The organism is Bradyrhizobium sp. UFLA05-89, from assembly GCF_059803475.1.
This window is the reverse complement of the sequence record NZ_JBANBA010000049.1, coordinates 20,667-36,965: the sequence shown is the minus strand read 5'-3', so window position 1 is coordinate 36,965 and position 16,299 is coordinate 20,667. Positions and strand designations below refer to the sequence as shown.

The window sequence follows — 16,299 nt, the reverse complement described above, 5'->3', positions numbered from 1 at the left end:
GGAACGTAGCTATGAAATCGTACAAGAGCGCTATGGGCTTGAGCCTCCTGACCGCGATGGTTGCGATCGCCCAGCCAGTTTGGGCTACCGAGCCGAAAGCCAAGACCGCCGTCCTTGTCCATGGCGCATTCGCGGATGGTTCGAGCTGGGAGAAGGTCATTCCGTATCTCGAGAAGGCCGGGCTCAAGGTCGTTGCCGTCCAGAACCCACTCGACTCGCTGGACAACGACGTCGCGGCGACCAAACGGGCAATCCGGAACGCGGAAGGTCCCGTCGTCCTCGTCGGCCATTCATGGGCCGGTGCCGTCATCACCGAGGCGGGTAACGACGACAAGGTCAAATCGCTCGTCTATGTGGCGGCCTACGCACCCGACAAAGGCGAGTCCGTAAAGAGCGCGACTTCGAAATATCCAGATCCGGAGAGCTTGAAAACGTTCGTCAAGGACCCCGACGGTTATCTCACGATCAGCGAGGAAGGTATCAAGAAATATTTCGCGGCCGACCTTCCGCCCAAGGAGCAGGCGGTCGTAGCTGCGACGCAGGGACCTTTCCACATCAGGACGCTCGGCGCTACGATCAGCCAGGCCGCGTGGCGGGAGAAGCCGACCTTCATGGTCGTTGCGACCAAGGATGCGATCATTCCGCCACAAATGGAGAAGGACCAGGTGAAGGCGGCCAAGGCGACGGCGATCGAGGTGCCGTCGAGTCACGTCGCGATGCTCGCGTTCCCGAAGGAAGTCTCCGAACTGATCATCAAGGCGGCGGAGTAACGCAACGCCGTTCCCAACTGGACAAATCCCTGGGCCGCGCTCGTCTGGCGCGGCTCCTGGGTCAGTGGCACGGGTTGAGGGCTCACGCCGCCTCTTCGGGCCGCAGATCTCAAGCTTTTGGGATTGTTTGGCTTCGACCGCGTCGACGCGCACAAGTCGGCCAGGTTCAGAATCGCTAAGGCGTCGTCGCGGCGGGACCGATCGCCATTCGCTTTCGGCTATCTCTCAGAGTGCGAACGCCGCCGACGGCGTCGTCCACACTCGTTCCAGGGACGGGATCTTTCCGTGTACGATCATTGCGGCGGGGAATCAGGCAGGCGGGGAATCAGGCAGATCGTGTGGCTTCGAAGAGGAACCAGGCCCGCCGCTCTGCCTGGTCGGTCCAGCCGTCGAGCAGTCCCGAAGTGCCGTTGTCCCTGGCTTCATCAACGAGCACTTTCGCTTCGCGGAGCGCACGAACCAGCGCGAAATTGTCCTCGCGGAGTTCGGCGAGCATGTCGTCCGCCGGCACGAATTCGGCATCATTATCCTTGATTGTCTGCCGGCGAGCGATGTCTCCGATGGATCGCAGGGTTGTATTGCCAGTCTTGCGAACTCGCTCGGCGATGTCGTCGACGACCGAGAAGATTTCCGTCGCCTGGTCGTCCAGCAACAAATGGTAGTCGCGAAAATGTGGCCCGGCCATGTGCCAATGAAAATTCTTGGTCTTGAAATAGAGGGCGAGCATATCCGCCAGGATCGTGTTGAGTGCGTTGGTCGCAGTGGTGGTGTTCCGCAGCGCCAAGGCTGATGTGGAATCAGGTGTTGGTATGCGAGCTGGAATCATTATCATCTCCTGACGTTCATGCGGCGAGCCGCGATGGAATGCGATGAAAAAGGACGATCGGGGCGCCCCGGGGGAGGGACTCGGGCGGATTGCGCCCCGACCTACGCATGGCACGCTGCCATCCGTATGGCACTTGGCATTGGAGAGACGTGCGCTGATGGGCCAGACTTTCCGAAAGCCAAAGTCGTCAGACGTTTCTAAACCTGTCGCAAGAGTAGAACCACACGATACCCGGCTCAATTAAATCGGCGTAACGGCCCGTAAAATCTTGCACGGTACAGAATTTATCTGGCGTGGGACGCTAGTGAATTGACGCCTTATCTATCGATCGGCAGAGGCGCCTCTGCCGCCACAAGCCCTTTCTTTCGCAAGGCTAGCCAAAACTCAGCGGGAATTTTGGTCTTGAGCGCTGCGTGATCTTCGCGGATGCGTCCGGGTTTGCTGGCCCCGGGAATGACTGCGGCCGACGCCGGGTGCGCCAGAGAGAAGTGCAGTGCCGCTGCCTTGATGGGTATGTTGTATTCCGCACACAGGACCGAGATCTTCTCGACCTTGGCGGCAATCGCCGGCGGCACCGCCCCGTATTCGAAGTGACGCCCGCCTGCAAGCACTCCGGAGCTATACGGGCCGCCGATCACGATATCGACTTTCTTGCGCTGTGCGGCGGGCATCAGCCTCTGCAGCGCCACCTCATGATCGAGGAGAGTATACCGGCCGGCGAGCAAGGTCGCATCCGGGTCCGCCTCGGTGAGCCCGAGCAGAAGCTCCACGGGTTCGACCCTGTTCACGCCGAGGCCCCATCCCTTGATCACGCCCTCGTTGCGTAGTTTCGACAGAGCTCGGAAGGCCCCCGTGCGAGCGGTTTCAAACATTGCAAGCCAGCGATCGCCGTAAAAATCCTGGGCGATATCGTGAACCCACACGAAGTCGATATGGTCGACCTTCATGCGCTTGAGGCTGTCCTCGATCGATTTCATGGTGCCATCGGCCGAGTAATCGGGGACGATCTTGTTGGGGCGGCCGTGTTTGAAGATGTCGCCCTTCTCGCCGTGGTCCCGGGCGCTCGGATCTTCGACTTCGTCGAGGATCAGCCGGCCGACCTTTGAACTAAGAACGTATTCGCTGCGAGTTCGCCTTGAGAGCGCTTTGCCGAGGCGAATCTCTGCGAGCCCGGCTCCGTAGAATGGAGCGGTATCGAAAAATCGCGTGCCCGCGTCCCAGGCCGCATCGACCGTCGCAAGTGCCTCATTCTCGGGGATATCCCGATACATGTTGCCGAGCGGTGCTGTGCCGAACCCGAGCGGCGCGGCCAACAGTGCTTCCCTGATTCTCATTTGAACCTCCGGTGACGATGAAGTTGGCGTTGCCGATGTCGCGCGGAGTTGATTGCGTCCATCTCCAGTCGGCAAGAGCGCCACTTCCGCGAGTCTATGTTGCGGATTTGCAGCTGACGAATAGCGATTTGTAAATTGAGGAAAATCGCTCGCCGCGAGACCAATGCGAGACCTTGGAGCTCAGAGCCTAAGGGACTCTCCCGCTGTTCGACGTTTTACATCTCTTTACGGGCGTCCGTGCCCGCTTCCGATTATCTGTGACGGCGACAATGGTGCCCGCGTGCTGATCTCGCAACAGGGCATTGGCTGCCGGCAGATCCAGTACGTCGACGTGGAGCTGCTGCGACCCATTCAGAAACGAACGGAAGGCTGACACCATGAGCAAGGCAAAGGTGCTTGTCGTTGGATCCAATGCCACCCAGATCGAAGTGCAGGGTGGCAAATGGGGGCCAACCGGAAATTATCTCAACGAGACCGTCGTTCCGATCATGGCGCTGATCGGAGCCGCCTACGACGTTCAGCTCGCCACGCCGGACGGCACCAAGCCTCACATGGACAAGGCCTCGGACTCGGCTGCGCACTTTGGCGGTGACACCGCCGCCTATGCCCGCGCCAGGGCGTTCTGGAGCGATGATCCCGCGATGAACCAGATTCAGTCCCTCGGTGCGGTGATCGAAAGGGGATTGGACGGCTACGCCGGGGTGTTCGTGCCGGGCGGCCAGGCGCCGGTCGTCGATCTGATGCAGGACCGGCAGATGGGCGAAGTGCTTCGCCACTTCCATGACCATGCAAAGCCGACGGCGCTGCTCTGCCATGGTCCGATTGCGCTTGTCTCGGCGATGTCGCCTGCGCGTGAATTCCGCGCGGCCTTGATGGCCGGCGATGAGTCGAAGGCGAAGCAGTTAGCCAAGGGGTGGCCGTATGCCGGTTATCGGATGACGATCTTTTCCGCCTCGGAAGAGAAGTGGGTCGAAAAGGAGATCCTGCATGGGAAGATGTACTTCACCATGCCGCAGGCGCTCAGCGCAGCGGGAGGCGACGTGGCGACGACGCAGGTCGATTTCGAGCCCCACGTGATCGTTGATCGTGAGCTCATCACTGGCCAGAACCCGCGCTCGGATCATTCGGTCGGTGAGGCGCTGGTCAAGGCGCTCGATAAGGCAGTCACTCAACGTCAGCCTGGTGCAGCCGTTTCCGCCTGACCGGCGGAACGGCCGGTGGAGCTCGCGCGACGATGAGCCGACCACAAGGAGAGATCAGTGGCAACTCACATGAAAACGACGGCGCTGCTCAAGGCCCAGCCCGGAAAGGCGGGCGAATTGATCGCTCTGTTGCGTGGTTTGGCAGGCCATAGCCGCTCCGAGCCGGGCAACCTTCGCTGGGACCTTTGGCAAGATCAGAACGACGAGACAAATTTCATCGTCGACGAGCTCTACAAGGATATCGAATCGGTACAAGCCCATCGGGCAACACCGCACTTCCAGAACTACGCATCCAGGATCAACGACCTCGCGACCAGGACAGCTGTGACTTCGCATCCTTTGGACGTGGTCTCATAAGGCTGTCGGACAGCCGTGCGCCGCATCTATATCGCGCTGAGCCGAGCCGAGCAGATAGCAGGAGTCCATATGGCAACGACGCTGAATATCAACGGTCAGGAAAGATCGTTCGAAGCGCCTTCCGAAATGCCTTTGCTATGGGTGCTGCGCGATATTCTTGGATTCACCGGTACGAAGTTCGGCTGTGGCATGGCGCAGTGCGGTGCCTGCACGGTGCATGTCGATGGCAAGCCGGTCCGCTCGTGCGTGCTCCCCGTCGGCAATCTTCAAAGCCGCACGATAACCACCATCGAAGGCATCGCCGCGACCCCGGTGGGGGCCCGGGTGCAGAAGGCCTGGCTTGACCTCGAGGTCGTGCAGTGCGGCTATTGCCAGTCCGGTCAGATCATGTCGGCGGCGGCGCTATTGGCATCGACGCCGGATCCCGACGATTCCGATATCGACGCAGCCATGGCGGGCAACATCTGCCGCTGCGGCACTTATGTACGTATCCGGGCCGCCATCAAACGGGCGGCCGCCGCTCAGAAGGCGTAGGTGACGTCATGTCCAAATCGCCGAATGTCTCGCGTCGTCGGGTTCTCGGCGGCGCATTGGCAACTGGTTTTGTGTTCGCCTTCCATCTCCCGGTCGATGCCGCCGGGCCCGTGAAGGATTCAGCCGGAGGGACGTTTGCGCCAAACGCGTATATCCGGATCGACGGAGCCGGTCTCGTCACGCTGGTGATGCCGCAGGTGGAAATGGGGCAAGGCATCTACACGGGCGTTGCCACGATCCTCGCCGAAGAACTCGATGCAGACCTGACCCAGGTCGCGCTCGAGCATGCGCCACCGGACGAGAAGCTCTATGCCAACTCATTGCTGGGCGTTCAGGCCACCGGCGGATCGACCTCGGTTCGTGCATTCTGGACTCCGTTGCGGAAAGCGGGCGCCACCACCCGGGCCATCCTCGTCAAGGCCGCCGCGGAGCGGTGGCAAGTCACGCCGGAGAGTTGCAGCACGATCCAGGGCACGGTGGTTCACAATGAAAGCGGCCGCAAGCTTCGCTATGGCGAGCTCGTGGAGGCCGCCGGCAAGTTATCACCGCCGGGCGACGTTGCGCTGAAGGATCCCAAGGATTTCGTCCTGATCGGAAAGCCGCTGAAGAGGCTCGATACGCCGGACAAGGTCAACGGCAAGGTGATCTACGGCATCGACACCATGATGGCCGGCCTGAAATTTGCGACGCTGGCGCAATGCCCGGTTTTTGGCGGCAAGGTTACGAAGATCGACGACGAGGCTGCAAGGAAAATCTCGGGTGTGCGGCAGATCATAGCGTTGGACGACCTGGTCGCCGTCGTCGGGGATCATATGTGGGCCGCCAAGTGCGGGCTCGAAGCACTCGACATCACCTGGGACGAAGGCAAGAACGCCAACCTCAGTTCCAAGGACATCTGGGAGCATCTTCGCACGGCGAGCGAGGGTGCGGGCGTCGTCGCAAAATCCGTCGGGGATGTCGCCAAGGTGCTCAATTTTGGCGAGTCGTATGATGCGTCCTACGAAATGCCATTTCTTGCGCACGCGACGATGGAGCCCCTGAACTGTACCGTCCATGTTACGCCGAATTCGTGTGATGTCTGGGTGGGAACGCAGATCATTGCGCGCGCGCAGTCGGTCGCCGCAAAAGCCGCCGGTCTTTCTGAAGACAAGGTGGCGATCCACCAGCATCTTCTGGGCGGAGGGTTCGGACGCAGGCTCGAGGTCGACATGATCGCCGCCGCCGTGCGGATCGGCAGCAAGGTTGATGGGCCTGTCAAGATCATCTGGACGCGCGAAGAGGACATCCAGCATGACCTCTACCGTCCGATCTATCATGACAGCATTTCGGCGAGGCTGACCGGCGACAAGGTGATCGCCTTCAAGTACCGCGTCGCCGGCTCATCCGTGATCGCGCGTTGGTTGCCGCCCGCCTTCAAGGAGGGCATCGATATCGACGCTGTCGATAGCGCCGTCGACATGCCCTACGACATTCCGAATTTCCAGGTGGATTATGTCCGCGTCGAACCGCCCGCCGTTCCGACCGGCTTTTGGCGCGGCGTCGGTCCAAACAACAATGTGTTCGCGATCGAATGCTTCATGGACGAACTGGCGCGCAAGGTGAACAAGGATCCGGTTGCATTTCGACGTGACATGCTCGGGAAGACGCCACGGATCCGTCACGTGCTGGATCTGGCGGCGGAAAAGTCGAACTGGGGCCAGCCGTTGCCGCCGCGTGTGGGCCGCGGCGTCAGCGTGCAGCCGACCTTCAATAGTTCGATCGCTACCGTCGTCGAGGCGGAAGTTGACACCGGCGGCGACGTCTACATTCGGAGGGTGACGCTCGCCGTGGATTGCGGCCTCACCGTCAATCCGGACACCGTCGTCGCGCAGGTCCAGGGTGGTATGATCTTCGGTCTGACCGCTGCATTGTATGGTGAAATCACGTTGGAGAAGGGCCGCGTCCAGCAGTCAAATTTCCATGACTATCGCATGCTGCGTATCGACCAGGTCCCGAAGATTGATGTCCACCTCGTGAAAAGCGGGGAGGCGCCGGGCGGGATCGGTGAGGCGAGCGTGGTCGGAGGTCCTCCTGCGTTGCGTAACGCCATCTATGCGGCGACGGGCATTGCATTGCGCCGGCTTCCGATCGACCGGCAATTGATCGCGGAGAAGAAGCCGTGGTTATGAGAGCCATTGTTGTGAAGTCCGTGATCGGGGCCGCTGTTCTCGGCGCGGTCGTTGCGCTGGGCGCAGTTTGGTACGTTCGAGGGCCGGGTCCGTTGGCGTTCACCGGCGGCAAGAATGTTGCCGTGGCGGACTACAAGGACGGGGATCCCACGGGTGTGCCTGCCGAGATGAGACAGGACAGCCTTCTCGAGCGCGGCAAATATCTTACGGAGGCGGCGGACTGCGTGGTCTGCCATACGGCGCCGGGCGGCAAGAAATATGCGGGTGGCTTTGCGTTCAAGCTTCCGTTCGGGACCATGTACTCGACCAACATCACGCCGGATCCGGAGACGGGCATCGGCAAGTACACCGACCAGGAATTCCTGGATGCGATGCATCGGGGCGTCCGCCGCGATGGCGCGCGGCTCTATCCGGCAATGCCCTACACGTCCTACACGTTTGTCACTGATGCCGATGCTCTCGCGATCAAGGCCTACCTTTTCAGTCTGGCGCCGGTACGCGCCGTGCCGCCGGCAAACACGCTGTTGTTTCCTTTCAATCAGCGCTGGGCCATGACGTTCTGGTCGTTGGTGTTCAATCCCGATACGCGCTTTCGGCCTGATGCGTCGCAGAGCCTGAAGTGGAATCGCGGTGCCTACCTGGCCGAAGCGCTGGCACATTGCGGCGAATGCCATACGCCACGCAACATCGGCTTTGCGCTCGACAACCGGAAGAAATTTGCCGGGGCGCCGGTGGCAGGGTGGCATGCCACCGACATCTCTTCCGACAAGACTACCGGCCTCGGCGGCTGGACCGACGATGACATCGCCTCTTATCTTTCGACCGGACATGTGTCAGGCCGCGGCACTGCATCGGGACCGATGGGCGAAGCCGTCGATCACTCCTTCAGCAGGATGACGAAGGCCGATATCGAGGCGATGGTTACGTTCCTGCGAAGCGTTCCGCCCACGATGTCATCCGATGTTGCGTCAAAGTCAGCGCCAGCGCCGGTGTCCCACAAGGACGGCGTGACCGCCAGCCTGCTCGGCAAGAAGGTCTTCGAGGGTGCTTGCGTGAGCTGTCACGGCTGGAGCGGCGAGAGCGCGGTCTCGAAGTTTGCGACTCTGACAGGGAGCGCCGCCGTCAACGATCCGAGCGCGATGAATGTCGCGCAGATCGTGATCAGCGGCACGAGACGCCTGACCCCGGATAGCGCGCTGTCGATGCCTTCTTTCGGTCAGGCGTTCTCCGACGATGAGATTGCCGCGGTTGTCAACTACGTCACCGCGCGCTTTGGAGCCAAGGGCTCGGCGCTCACGGCACGCGATATTGCCGACCTGCGAGCGCAGAACTAGGCTCCAGCGTAAACGAGGCGGGCCATCGCAACGGTGCCGAAGATGGCGCCTGCTCAAGACATGGGATCCGTCATGCCGTGCTCATACAACTGCCCGACTCTTGGGGGCGCCTTGGCTTGCTCCTGCGACACCACGCGCTTGCGGCAGAGTGAGCGCGCTGCCCGTGTCTTCGCGGAAGAGAAGGAGGAAACTCATGACGATCGACATTTCTCGTTGGCCCCTGCTCGGCCTCGGGGCCCCGACGCTCTCAGACTCGCAAGAAGCATCCCGTGAGGTTCACGAAGGGCTATAAATGGAAACATTGGACGTTGCCAGGTCGGTCCAATCGATCTGCCACGAGCACAACAGACCGACGTGTCGAACTTCGACTGAACGTGCAGGAACTGGCGACTCATCGGAATGCGGCACGAACCTCATCGATGGCCAGCCTTGGGTTCTGCAGGTGGGGGAAATGCCCCATGCCTGGAAGAAGGGTCAGCTCCGCATGCAGCCTTTCGGCGAACTCTACTCCCATCTCCTTGTTGATATAGAGATCTTTCTCTCCCCAGATCACCTTCACGCGTGCCTTGAGCTGGGCCAGTCGCGATTCGAAGTCATCCTGGTCTCGCGTAAAGTGCGAGTAGTAGTGGGAGAACGCGTCAGCCGTCGTCATCGCTCCTTGAGTCCATCCTCGGCACATGTCGTCCTTGAACTCAGGCGCGACTTCAAAATGCCCTTCCTTGGGCAAACCTCGCGTGAAGGTGTTCTCCAGGATCTCGTCGCGATTGCTGTTCAAGCTGGCGCGGACCTGGTCCATCGCAGGTCCCGCCTTCAGGCTTTGCAGGCTCGCATACATGAACTGGGGCCTGTTGAACGGGGCGAAATCGCCCACGATGATCGTCCTTGCGATATCGGGTTTTTCCACGGCCAGCAGGAGCGTGGGGAGCGCTCCGATATCGGTTGCGTAGATCGTGAGCTTCGATTTATCGATGGCCGCCTTCTCGATATATCCATCCAGAATACGCGCGTAGTCCTTGGGCGCATATGAAAACTTGTCGACCGTTGGCCTAGATGAGAGCCCGTAACCGGGCCAGTCGAACGCGTGGACCTCGTGGTCATCAGCCAGAGCCTTGGCTATATCCTTCCAGGCATACAGGGTCTCCGGAAATCCATGCAGGAAGAGAACGGTCCCCGTCGGGTTCGCATTGCGCAGAACCATTCGCCTGAGCGTGATATCTTTATTGATCTCAACGAAGTCGATCGCGTCGTCGTTCACTGGTTGTGACATGACGCATATCCTTTCGCTGCTTGCTGTACTTCTCGTGGATGAAGTTGCTCACGTGAGCTTTGGGTCAATCGGGTCATTTTTGACTCGCTCGCTCGATGTCTGCAAGTCAACTGTCCTTTCGATCCAGGAAGAAGCGAATATCGTTGCTCTCCCAACAGGTTCTCCCGGTGCCTGACCGACATACAGAGGAGATGACATGAAATTCGTTTCTGCAGCCGCATTGGCACTTATTGGCTGCCTTGTCGGCTTCAAATTCGCAAGCGCACAAGGAGCCGCCATGAGAACGACGCCGACGACCAAAATTCTCGCCATCGGGACAATCAATCCCGGTTTTGAGCGGTCGCAGGTCTTTGCTGTCCTGCCGGAGGAAGTTCGGGAAACTGTCGACCTCAAGCTCGATGGCAAGATCGAGCAGTGGTATTCGCTACAGGGAAAGCCAGGCGTGGCGTTCATCATCAACGTCACCGATCCGGCAGTCGCTCACGAAATGCTTGAAAAGCTGCCTTTGGGAAAAGCACATATGATGAGCTTCGAACTGATCCCATAGGCCCGCTCAATCCGCTTCGCTTTTTGCAGGGCATGCAGTCGAAGCGTTGAGATACGGAGGTTCGATCCGAAAGAAAGGTGGCGATGCTCCGTCAGAGTATATGGGAAGGCGGCCGCATCTAGATCGACGAAAGATGGTGCAGAGGCTTGTGCCGCAGGAGTCTTCTGACCGAGCGGGAGCAAAGCCCGCAATGCACCAAGCAGCCGAGGCAATTGTAGACCTGCGCAGTCGAATTTAGGTCGGCCTCAGCGGAGGCGACAGCCTCTTTGATGTCGCGATCGCTGAGGACATTGCATGAGCAGATGATCATTCTGAGTGCGCTTTCTGGCATTCCGTTATCGTGCGAGCGGATCTAATCCGCTGCCGACCCATAACTGCCCCAGACAAATAGCGATCTACGTCGTAGTCCAATGATGGGTCGTTTCAGCGCTTGATCTAGAAGATTGGTGGGGGCGATCAGTGATACCCCACATCGGCGCGAACCTTTCCGCGAAACACCCAATATGACCAGCTCGAATAGGTCAGGATGACAGGAATCAGGAACAGCGTTCCGACCAGAAGGAAGGCCTGGGTGCGCGGCGAGGAGGCAGCCTCCCACAGTGTCAGCTGGTAGGGCACGATCATTGGAAACAGGCTGATGGCCATGCCAATGTAGGCAAGGACGAAGAGTGCGATCGCACCAAAAAATGGCGCCGCCTCGGCCTTGCCGTCGAGAGACCGCCATGTCGCGAGCGCGATCACGCCGGACAGTACGGGTACCGGCGCGAACAGCGCGATGTTGGGCCAGGTGAACCAGCGCGCCGCCACCGCGGGGCTCATGATTGGGGTCCAGATGCTCACGATCGCGATCGCGGCGACGACACCGACGAGGCAGACGCGGCCTTGGCGACGTGCCGCAGCCTGAATGTCACCGTCGGTTTTCAGAATAAGCCAGCCGGCGCCGAGAAGGCCGTAGCCGAACATCAAGGCGACGCCGGTCAGAACGGAGAACGGGGTGAGAAACGCAAGGGACGTTCCCGCAAATTGGCCGTCGCAAACCGGGAAACCCTGGACGAATGCGCCAAGCACGACGCCTTGCGCAAACGTGGCCATGGCGGATCCGAGGCAGAATGCGTGGTCCCAGAACGTCTTGTTTTCAGCGTCGCGAAACCGAAATTCGAATGCAACGCCGCGGAACACCAGTGCGAGCAACATGACCAGGATGGGAAAATACACCGCTGGAATGATCACGGCGAACGCAGTCGGGAATGCCGCGAGAAGGCCAAGGCCGCCAAGGACCAGCCAGGTCTCGTTACCATCCCAGATCGGGGCAATCGAGTTCATGATGGTGTTACGGGAGCGCGTATCGGACGCCAAGCCAAAGAGCATTCCCACTCCAAGATCGAAGCCGTCGAGCAGAACATAGAAGAAGACGGCCAGCGCAAGGATCACCGTCCAGATCGGAACCAAATCGAGCGCCTGGGTCATCACACTTCTCCTTTCACGACGTTGATTGCGGGAACCAAGACCGGTGCGGCAGGAATGCCAGCCTCGATCGCCGGAGCCGATTCACCGGTCTCAAGCGGACCTTTGCGAACGAGCCGAAGCAGCAGGATGAGGCCCGAGGGATAAATCAGCAGATAGACCGCCATGTAAGCTAGGAGTGACAGCGTAACGTCATGGCCTGTCACAGACGGCGTCACCGAGGCTGCCGTGCGCAAGAGCCCATAGACCGTCCACGGCTGGCGGCCGACCTCGGTCACGAACCATCCAGCAACGACCGCGATGAAGCCGAGTGGAATCGCACACTGACAAGCCAAGAGGTACAGTCGCGTGTCATAGAGTTGCCCGCGCCACCGCAACCAGCCGCCCAGAAGCACGAGCCCCAGCATCAGGCCCGCGCATCCGACCATCGCACGGAAGGCAAAGAAGGGAATCGCGACGGGCGGACGCTGATCAGCGGGGAAGTCCTTCAGACCCTTCACCTCGCCATTGATATCGTGGGTCAAGATCAGGCTTCCGAGCCAGGGAATTTCGACGGCGAACTTGTTGTGCTCGGCCTTGTCGTCCGGAATTGCGAAGACAGTCAGCGGCACGCTCTTCGCGGTTTCCCAACGAGCCTCAATGGCCGCCAGCTTCGCAGGCTGATATTTGCGGGTGTTGAGGCCGTGCATATCGCCGATCACCATCTGCAGCGGCACCAGCACGGTCAGCGCCCAAAGCGCCATCGACATCATGGTGCGTGCTTCCAGGATGGATCGATTGCGCCTGAGCAGGTATGCGCCGACACCGAGGACGACGAATCCGGTGGTCGTGAAGAATGCGAACGCCGTGTGCGCGAGCCGATAAGGAAACGACGGATTGAAGATCGCCTTGATCCAATCTGTCGGAATGAACTGACCGTTCACGATCTCGTAGCCTGCCGGCGTCTGCATCCAACTGTTGGCGGACAAGATCCAGAACGTGGAAAACAAAGTACCGATCGCCACCATGAGGGCCGCGAAGAAGTGCGCCCAAGGCGGCACCAGCTTGCGGCCGAACAGCAGGACACCGAGGAAGCCGGCTTCCAGGAAGAAGGCCGTGAGGCCTTCATACGCAAAGAGTGGCGAGAGGACGTCCCCGGCTGCGGACGCGTAGCGGCTCCAGTTGGTGCCGAACTGGAATGGCATGACAAGGCCCGTCACGACACCCATGCCGAATGCGATGGCGAAGATCTTGGTCCAGAATATCGAGTTGCGGACATAGACTTCGCGTCCTGTCGCAAGGCTCAAGCCCTCGAGGACAGCGATGAAGGACGCACATCCGACGGTGAATGCTGGAAGCAGAATGTGCCAGGCGACGACCCAGGCGAACTGGATGCGTGATAGCAGGACTGGATCAAAATGCATCGCTGGACCTCTTGTGTTGTGGGGCTATAGAGAGAGCGACCGAAGGAGCCCTCAAAGCCGCCTGCAAGCATGCAGGCTCGTTGAAAATAGACCGCGCAGTTCAGCTGCATGAGTAAACGCTGCCAAATCGCGGCAAATTCTTCAAAGTGGAGGAAGCAACGACGTTGAGCTCACGCTCAACGGTCATTGAGGGCCTGCAATTCGGCACGGCATTCCTCGCTGAACGCCCGCAGCGGATTGACGGCATGGCCGTTCATCAGCTCGCGAACTTCAGAGAGGGTCTTGTTGGGCATGAAATATGTGTCGATGATCAAATGAATGACCGCATCCGCCTTCTCGATCACGGCGGTGCTTGATACGACGCGCATCCGGTTGATCAGCGCGTAGACGCTGACCAATGCGGAGACCTCCGCCTGATCGTGGACGAGCGCGTCGGCGTAGAGCTTCGAGGCCTCATCGATGAATTGCTTGTACAGCTTTTGCCGTCTGGTCTTTTCCCCCGACAGCCGCTTGGCGCGATCCTGATGGTGCAGCGTGAGCCAGGCTGACGCGAACGACGTAAGGCCGCCGATCGTCGACCCCGCCAACGCTGCCAATGCGGGGAGGTAGACCGTATTCATGGCGCAACTGACCGTTCAGCGGTCCGATCCCCGAGTCGCAACCCTCGGGGCCTCGGGAATCAGGCGCGAGCTGCGTTGGCCGGTGAAATACGACCAAAGCCACTGCCGCTGCACGCGCAGGCGGTTCTGTAGCTGCGGCAGGGCGAGGATGTGAACGCACGCCCAGATCAGCCAGGTCAAGGACCCACTTGTCCGCAACCAGCCCCGCTCCAGCACGGCGTAATTCTTGCCGACGACCGCCATGTTGCCTTTGTCGAAATAATGGAACGGACGTTTCTCTTTTTGGCCCTTCAGCTCCTTCGCGATCAAGCGCCCGACGTAGCGTCCTTCCTGGATCGCGGCCTGCGCCACGCCCGGCACCGGATGTTCGTTTTGCATGACCGACGCCGCATCGCCCACGACGAACACGCCCGGCACGTCTACGACCTTCAGGAAGGAATCAACGAGTGCGCGTCCCGCGCGGTCGGTCTTGGTGCCGAGCATCTTTGGAATAGGCGACGCCGCAACCCCAGCTGTCCACAGCACGGTGGCGCTGGGAATTCGGTTGCCGCCGGCGACCACGCCCTCCGCGTCGACGGTCTCGACCTTCGCTCCAGTCAAGACCCTCACGCCGAGCTTCGTGAGTCGTCGGGTCACCCTGCGCGACAGTGGCTCAGCGAAGGTCGGCAGAACGCGCTGTCCCGCGTCGAGCAGAATGATGCTGGCCTGCGCTGGGTCGATATGGCGAAAGTTTCCGCGCAGCGTGACCTTCACCATTTGCGCGAGCGATGCCGCGAGTTCCACGCCGGTGGGGCCTGCTCCGACCAGCACGAATGTCATCTGGCGCGCGCGTTCGCTTGCGTCCTCGGTCGTTGCGGCAACTTCGAACGCGCCCAGGATCTTGGTTCGGATCGTCTCTGCGTCGTTGAGACTCTTGAGCGCCGGGGCAAATCGCGCGAACTCATCGTGCCCGAAGTAGCTCGGGCGCATGCCGGTCGCGACCACTAGGTAGTCGTAGGCGATCTTACGGACGCCCACACCGGGGGAGGACGCCTCGATGGTGCGGGAAGCAACATCGACGCCGGTGACCTCCGCCAGGAGCACGCTGAGGTTTCGCTGCCTGACCTCGAGCTGGCGGATTGGCGCTGCGATCTCGGCCGGCGAGAGGACTGCCGTCGCCACCTGGTAGAGCAGCGGTTGAAAGATATGGTGGTTACGGCGGTCGATCAGTATGACATCGACATCAGCGCGCCGCAGCGCCCGTGTTGCGGCGATCCCGGCAAAGCCGCCCCCGATGACGACGACCTGCTTGCGCCCTCGGTGTGGAGCCTCGATAGCTGCGGTTGCTTCGTCGGGCCGGGTCTCAGCCAGTATCGCACCCATTGGTTAACCTCGTTCGTGTTCTTTGTCGTCGACGGCGTCGGCAAGCTTTTTTCGGAAGCGATGCTCTCAACGCGCCAGCCATTCGGGTTTGCGGCATCCCGTTGCACGAGAGGCCGCCATTTTGCAATTTGCGGACTTGCTCAGTGCCGTGACTGCACTGAGCGGCTCCGGCTTCAAGGTGATCAGGAACACCACGAAGCCCAGGGCTCCCAGGGCGAACGTGACCATGCTTAAGACGTGTTTCATATAAGCTCCACGTGTCTCCGCCTGGCGCCGCGGTGACCCGACGCGACGCCAATCAATTGCTGCGAGCGTGGACTATTCGGCCGCCACGTGCGTCGGGCTCTTCGCAAAATTCGGCGGGCGCTTCTCGCGGATGGCCGAGATCGCTTCCTTGGCTTCTGCCGAGCTCACCCGCTCCATGAACTCTTGGCTTTCGCTCTTGATGGCCTCTTTGAGCTGGCCAATCGAAGCCTGCTTGAGGAGCCGCTTGCTTGCCAGCAACGCGCCGCTCGGTTTTGCCGCCAACTTCTCCGCAGTTGCGGTCGCGGTTGCGAGCAGATCGCTATCGGGCACCACGCGAGTCACGAGGCCCAGCTCCACCGCTCGCGGGGCCGTGAAGGGCTCTCCCAGCAGGTACAATTCCGTTGCCCGGAGATGACCCACGCGCGCCGGTATCGAAAAGCTCGATCCGAATTCCGGCACCAGCGCCAGGTTGATGAACGGCAGCTGGAATTTCGCGCTCTCGCCCGCGTAGACGAAATCGCAATGGGTCAGCATCGTGGTTCCGCCGCCGATCGCCGCGCCTTGCACGGCCACCACGATCGGCTTTTCGAATCTGACGAACGCCTCCATCAGGAGGCCCTGCGGAAAGGCACCCGGCCTGGGCGGATTCTTGAGAAAATCCCCAAGATCGTTACCGGCGCAGAACGCATCTCCTGCGCTGTGCCAGAGCACGACGCGGATCGCGTCGTCCTTGTCGGCTTCGTTGAGGATGTCGGCCAGGTTCGTGTACATGCTGGACGTCATCGCGTTCTTCTGTGCCGGGCGATTAAGCTGGATCCGCAGGATTGCGCCGGTACGCTCGGTGACAATATCGCTCATTGTTTGC

Annotated in this window: 17 protein-coding genes; 7 read left to right on the top strand and 10 right to left on the bottom strand. The window is 60.5% G+C overall.

Annotated elements, in window-relative coordinates; all coding sequences use genetic code 11:
• Positions 1–11 precede the first annotated feature (11 nt).
• Positions 12–770: an alpha/beta fold hydrolase gene (locus tag SO139_RS24235; protein ID WP_449379639.1), complete on the top strand. Its 759-nt coding sequence runs from the start codon at positions 12–14 to the stop codon at positions 768–770.
• A 325-nt stretch (positions 771–1,095) separates the two neighbouring features.
• Here SO139_RS24235 and SO139_RS24230 read toward each other — a convergent pair whose 3' ends face one another.
• Together SO139_RS24230 and SO139_RS24225 are read right to left on the bottom strand one after the other, a co-directional pair.
• On the bottom strand, positions 1,096–1,596 hold the full coding sequence (locus tag SO139_RS24230; protein WP_449379640.1) for a Dps family protein: 501 nt from the start codon (positions 1,594–1,596) through the stop codon (positions 1,096–1,098).
• 317 nt (positions 1,597–1,913) lie between these two features.
• The gene (locus SO139_RS24225; RefSeq protein ID WP_449379726.1) at positions 1,914–2,930 is read right to left on the bottom strand and encodes an aldo/keto reductase; all 1,017 of its coding nucleotides are present in this window, start codon (positions 2,928–2,930) and stop codon (positions 1,914–1,916) included.
• A 377-nt stretch (positions 2,931–3,307) separates the two neighbouring features.
• On the opposite strand from SO139_RS24225, the gene SO139_RS24220 reads away from it, so the two are divergent.
• The 5 genes from SO139_RS24220 (at position 3,308) to SO139_RS24200 (ending at position 8,525) form a co-directional block, all read left to right on the top strand.
• The gene (locus SO139_RS24220; RefSeq protein WP_498540689.1) at positions 3,308–4,132 is read left to right on the top strand and encodes a type 1 glutamine amidotransferase domain-containing protein; all 825 of its coding nucleotides are present in this window, start codon (positions 3,308–3,310) and stop codon (positions 4,130–4,132) included.
• A 57-nt stretch (positions 4,133–4,189) separates the two neighbouring features.
• Positions 4,190–4,489 carry a putative quinol monooxygenase gene (locus tag SO139_RS24215; protein WP_449379642.1) on the top strand — a complete coding sequence of 100 codons (300 nt, stop codon included), beginning with the start codon at positions 4,190–4,192 and terminating at the stop codon, positions 4,487–4,489.
• Positions 4,490–4,558: 69 nt separating this feature from the next.
• Positions 4,559–5,023 carry a (2Fe-2S)-binding protein gene (locus SO139_RS24210; RefSeq protein ID WP_449379643.1) on the top strand — a complete coding sequence of 155 codons (465 nt, stop codon included), beginning with the start codon at positions 4,559–4,561 and terminating at the stop codon, positions 5,021–5,023.
• Positions 5,024–5,031: 8 nt separating this feature from the next.
• Positions 5,032–7,191, top strand: a complete 2,160-nt coding sequence (locus tag SO139_RS24205; protein WP_449379644.1) for a xanthine dehydrogenase family protein molybdopterin-binding subunit — start codon at positions 5,032–5,034, stop codon at positions 7,189–7,191.
• Positions 7,188–8,525 carry a c-type cytochrome gene (locus SO139_RS24200; RefSeq protein ID WP_449379645.1) on the top strand — a complete coding sequence of 446 codons (1,338 nt, stop codon included), beginning with the start codon at positions 7,188–7,190 and terminating at the stop codon, positions 8,523–8,525. The genes SO139_RS24205 and SO139_RS24200 overlap by 4 nt, the downstream gene beginning before the upstream one ends.
• A 391-nt stretch (positions 8,526–8,916) precedes the next feature.
• Here SO139_RS24200 and SO139_RS24195 read toward each other — a convergent pair whose 3' ends face one another.
• The gene (locus SO139_RS24195; RefSeq protein WP_449379646.1) at positions 8,917–9,792 is read right to left on the bottom strand and encodes an alpha/beta fold hydrolase; all 876 of its coding nucleotides are present in this window, start codon (positions 9,790–9,792) and stop codon (positions 8,917–8,919) included.
• 196 nt (positions 9,793–9,988) lie between these two features.
• Here SO139_RS24195 and SO139_RS24190 point away from each other — a divergent pair, with 196 nt between their 5' ends.
• Positions 9,989–10,339, top strand: a complete 351-nt coding sequence (locus tag SO139_RS24190; protein WP_449379647.1) for a hypothetical protein — start codon at positions 9,989–9,991, stop codon at positions 10,337–10,339.
• A gap of 118 nt (positions 10,340–10,457) precedes the next feature.
• On the opposite strand, the gene SO139_RS24185 is transcribed toward SO139_RS24190, so the two are convergent.
• The 7 genes from SO139_RS24185 to SO139_RS24155 form a co-directional block, all read right to left on the bottom strand.
• Positions 10,458–10,649, bottom strand: coding sequence for a (2Fe-2S)-binding protein (locus SO139_RS24185; RefSeq protein WP_474799228.1), 192 nt, complete (start codon positions 10,647–10,649; stop codon positions 10,458–10,460).
• A gap of 146 nt (positions 10,650–10,795) precedes the next feature.
• The gene (gene cydB / locus SO139_RS24180) at positions 10,796–11,806 is read right to left on the bottom strand and encodes a cytochrome d ubiquinol oxidase subunit II (protein WP_449379649.1); all 1,011 of its coding nucleotides are present in this window, start codon (positions 11,804–11,806) and stop codon (positions 10,796–10,798) included.
• Positions 11,806–13,206, bottom strand: a complete 1,401-nt coding sequence (locus SO139_RS24175) for a cytochrome ubiquinol oxidase subunit I (RefSeq protein ID WP_449379650.1) — start codon at positions 13,204–13,206, stop codon at positions 11,806–11,808. The genes cydB and SO139_RS24175 overlap by 1 nt, the downstream gene beginning before the upstream one ends.
• Before the next feature lie 176 nt (positions 13,207–13,382).
• On the bottom strand, positions 13,383–13,826 hold the full coding sequence (locus tag SO139_RS24170; protein WP_449379651.1) for a hypothetical protein: 444 nt from the start codon (positions 13,824–13,826) through the stop codon (positions 13,383–13,385).
• 15 nt (positions 13,827–13,841) lie between these two features.
• Positions 13,842–15,188 (bottom strand): NAD(P)/FAD-dependent oxidoreductase, encoded by a 1,347-nt coding sequence (locus tag SO139_RS24165; RefSeq protein ID WP_449379652.1) that lies wholly within the window; start codon positions 15,186–15,188, stop codon positions 13,842–13,844.
• A gap of 66 nt (positions 15,189–15,254) precedes the next feature.
• Positions 15,255–15,434: a hypothetical protein gene (locus SO139_RS24160; protein ID WP_449379653.1), complete on the bottom strand. Its 180-nt coding sequence runs from the start codon at positions 15,432–15,434 to the stop codon at positions 15,255–15,257.
• Between the two features lie 72 nt (positions 15,435–15,506).
• Entirely contained in the window at positions 15,507–16,292 is a 786-nt protein-coding gene (locus SO139_RS24155; protein WP_449379654.1) for an enoyl-CoA hydratase, read from the bottom strand.
• Between the last annotated feature and the right edge of the window lie 7 nt (positions 16,293–16,299).